Source organism: Roseisolibacter sp. H3M3-2, assembly GCF_029211165.1.
Taxonomy (GTDB): domain Bacteria; phylum Gemmatimonadota; class Gemmatimonadetes; order Gemmatimonadales; family Gemmatimonadaceae; genus Roseisolibacter.
Genome location: NZ_JARGEK010000470.1, coordinates 1 through 3,028 on the forward strand (window position 1 = coordinate 1; position 3,028 = coordinate 3,028).

Sequence of the window (3,028 nt, forward strand, 5' to 3'; positions counted from 1 at the left end):
CTCCTTGGCTCACAGAACGACATGGCTACGATCCGACTTCGCGCCGTGTCGGCGAGCGCGCCCGGGTCGGCGCGCGGGTCGAGGTCGAGGAGCACGGCGTCGGCGCGCAGCCCCGGGACGATCGCCGCGAACTCGTCGGCCCGCGGCAGGCGCTCGGCGGCGGCGCGCGCGGCGTCGCGCAGCGCGTCGTGCGGCGAGAGCCCGGCGGCGCGCAGCTGCGCCACCTCCTCGACCAGCGCGTGGCCGGGGATCGTGTGCGGCACGCCGGCGTCGCTCCCCGCGGCCACCGGCACGCCGCCGGCGTGCAGCGCGCCGGCGATGCGGTGGAGGAAGGCGTTCTGCGCGGCCAGCCGTGCGGCGATCGCCGGCGCCTCGGCCGCGCGGCCGTGCGCGCGCAGGACGTACGGGTTGCGCTCCGGCGCCCACGCGTCGCGCAGCGCCGGCCGCACGTGGCGCAGCGCCGGCCGCGCCATCAGCCCGCGCAGGTCGGGGTACTCGGCGAGGTGGCGCGCGACGGTGCCGAAGACGACCAGCGTCGGGACGACGCACGCGCGCCCGCCGCGGACCGCCGCGACCAGCGCGGGCAGGCGCGCCGTGTCGAGCTGCATCGCGAAGAACGTCTGCATGAGGTCCTCCGCGTGCTCCAGCGTCCGCTGCCCCTCGCGCACCGCCGCCTCGACGCCGACCGCGACCGGGACGTGCCCCACCAGCGGCATGCCGGCCGCGCGCGCGGCCCGCGCCAGTGCGCGGTACCGCTCCGGCGCGTACTCGCGGTCGTGCACCTTCAGGACGTCGTAGCCGGCGGCGCGGTGGTCGCGCACCACCTGCTCGGCGGGCGTCGCCTCGGGCAGCCGGTCGACGAACGGGCCGCTCGTCAGAAGGGTGGGGCCGAGCAGCTCGCCGCGCGCGATGCGCGCGCGCAGCGCCACGTGCTCGGGCGTGCCGCGCAGGTTGCGCACGGTGGTCACGCCGTGCGCGAGGTAGAGCGGCAGGTCGCGCTCGCGCCCGGCGCCGTCGAGGTGCACGTGCATGTCCACGAGCCCCGGGACGAGCCACCGCCCGCGCCCGTCGACGCGGCGCGCGTCCGCGGGGACGCGCGCCTCCGCGTCCGGCGCCACGGCGACGATGCGGCCGCCGCGCATCACGACGGTGTGCCGCTCCAGCACGCGCGCGTCGTCCATGGGGAGGACGGTCGCGCCGACGATCGCGAGCGGCGGGGGCTCGGGCGGCGCGGGCTCCTGCGCCGGCGCCCGGCCGGCGGTCAGGACGACGAGGAGGGCTGCGGGAAGTACGCGAGGCGGGCGGGAACGCGGGGACGGCATCCGGCGGGTCGGTGCGAGGGACGGTGGCGCTCCGCCCTTCGACAGACGGTTCCGGCCCGCGGTTTCGCCGCCGCGGGAGGCGTCAGTGCGCGCCCGCCTCGCCGCCGTGCTTCCCGCGCATCCCCTGCACCAGGTGGACGACGCCGACGGTGAGCGCGCCGGCCGCGATCCCCACCACCCCGTCGGCCGCCGTGCGCGCGACCGTGCCCAGCCCGTGCAGCAGGTGCTCGATGGGCGGGATGCCGTGCGCCAGGATCCCGCCGCCGACCAGGAACATCGCCGCCGTGCCGACGACCGAGAGCGTCTTCATGACCCACGGCGTGCCGCGCAGCAGGACGGTGCCGAAGGCGTACCCGGGGCCGCCGGGGCCGCCCCGCTGCAGCCGCAGCCCGATGTCGTCGAGCTTGACGAGCAGCGCCACCAGCCCGTACACGAGCACCGTCACGCCGATGCCGACGGCCGCCAGCGCCGCGATCTGCCGGACGATCGGCTCGTTCGCCATCGTGCCGAGCGCGATGACGACGATCTCGGCGGAGAGGATGAAGTCGGTGCGGATCGCGCCCTTCACGCGCGCCTTCTCGAACGCCACGACGTCGACCGACGGGTCGGCCACGGCCTGCACGCGCGCGGCGCGCTCCGCGCGGTGCTCGGGCGTCTCGGGGCGGAGCTTCTCCCACAGCTTCTCGAACCCCTCGAAGCAGAGGAACAGGCCGCCGGCCATCAGCAGCGGCGTGATGGCGCGCGGGACGAAGGCGCTGATGAGCAGCGCCGCCGGCACGAGGATGACCTTGTTGAGCAGCGCCCCCTTGGCGACCGCCCAGATCACGGGCAGCTCGCGGTCCGCGCGCATCCCGGTGACCTGCTGGGCGTTGAGCGCGAGGTCGTCGCCGATCACGCCGGCCGTCTTGCGCGCGGCCACGCGCGTGAGGAGGGCGATGTCGTCGAGGAGCGACGCGACGTCGTCGACGAGGGCGAGGAGCCCGGTCGCGGGCATCGGGCGTGGGATTCGGGTGGGGACCGCCGGGGCAGCAACGATAGCCGTCCGCCGGACGGAAGCGAATCGCGGGCCGCCGCCGCTCCGTGCCCCGACGCCCCCCGCGCGCCGGGGCGTCCCCGCCCGCGCCCCCGCCGCTCGCGAGACGCTAGTGCGGCGCTGGGCGCGCGTCGGCCGCGAGCGCGCGCGCCAGCACGTCGAGGTGCCGGCGGCGGAAGGCCCCCGCGGGCACCACGCGCAGCGTCCGCACGTCGGGCCAGAGCGTCCGCGCGGCCGACAGCGCGCGGCTCGGCGAGCGCGCGGTGACGGTGCCGAGCGGGCGCTCGCCGCCGAGCCCCGCGTCCATCCCCCACCACTCGACGACGCAGTACGTGCGTCCGCGCGTGGGCCGGCGGTGCGGCGGCGCCGGGATCGGCGCCGGGGTCGGGGCGGCCGCGCGACGCTCGGGGCGATCTGGCTGTGGGGAACGGCTCATGTGGCCACCATAACGCGTGGCGCGCGCGCACACTGTCACGCTGCCGGCTGGAACCGTCTCACGTTCGACCGCCGCCCGTGACGCCGCGGCGGCCCGCGCCGTCAGCCCGCCGCCCCGCCCGCCGCGAGGACGCGCGCGACGAAGGCGTCCTTCCCCGCGGTGTACGCCGCGCGGTCCGCCGGGTGCGCCGCCGCCAGCGCGCGCTTGAGCGCCGCGTACTCGGCGGCCAGCGCGGGG

At 78.0% G+C, this 3,028-nt stretch carries 4 protein-coding genes; all 4 read right to left on the reverse strand.

Annotated elements, in window-relative coordinates:
- Positions 1-1,322 (reverse strand): amidohydrolase family protein (locus PYV61_RS23150; RefSeq protein ID WP_275836149.1); only part of this gene is annotated, 1,322 nt, incomplete at its 3' end.
- An 82-nt stretch (positions 1,323-1,404) separates the two neighbouring features.
- Positions 1,405-2,316, reverse strand: coding sequence for a DUF808 domain-containing protein (locus tag PYV61_RS23155; protein ID WP_275836152.1), 912 nt, complete (start codon positions 2,314-2,316; stop codon positions 1,405-1,407).
- Positions 2,317-2,464: 148 nt separating this feature from the next.
- Positions 2,465-2,791, reverse strand: coding sequence for a hypothetical protein (locus PYV61_RS23160; protein WP_275836153.1), 327 nt, complete (start codon positions 2,789-2,791; stop codon positions 2,465-2,467).
- Between the two features lie 101 nt (positions 2,792-2,892).
- Positions 2,893-3,021, reverse strand: coding sequence for a GrpB family protein (locus tag PYV61_RS26665; RefSeq protein ID WP_345785283.1), 129 nt, complete (start codon positions 3,019-3,021; stop codon positions 2,893-2,895).
- Positions 3,022-3,028 lie beyond the last annotated feature (7 nt).

What these genes read in the sequence shown, in the direction of transcription:
- PYV61_RS23155 (WP_275836152.1), bottom strand. Translation starts at nt 2,316, where the DNA reads ATGCCCGCGACCGGGCTCCTCGCCCTCGTCGACGACGTCGCGTCGCTC.
- PYV61_RS23160 (WP_275836153.1), bottom strand. Translation starts at nt 2,791, where the DNA reads ATGAGCCGTTCCCCACAGCCAGATCGCCCCGAGCGTCGCGCGGCCGCC.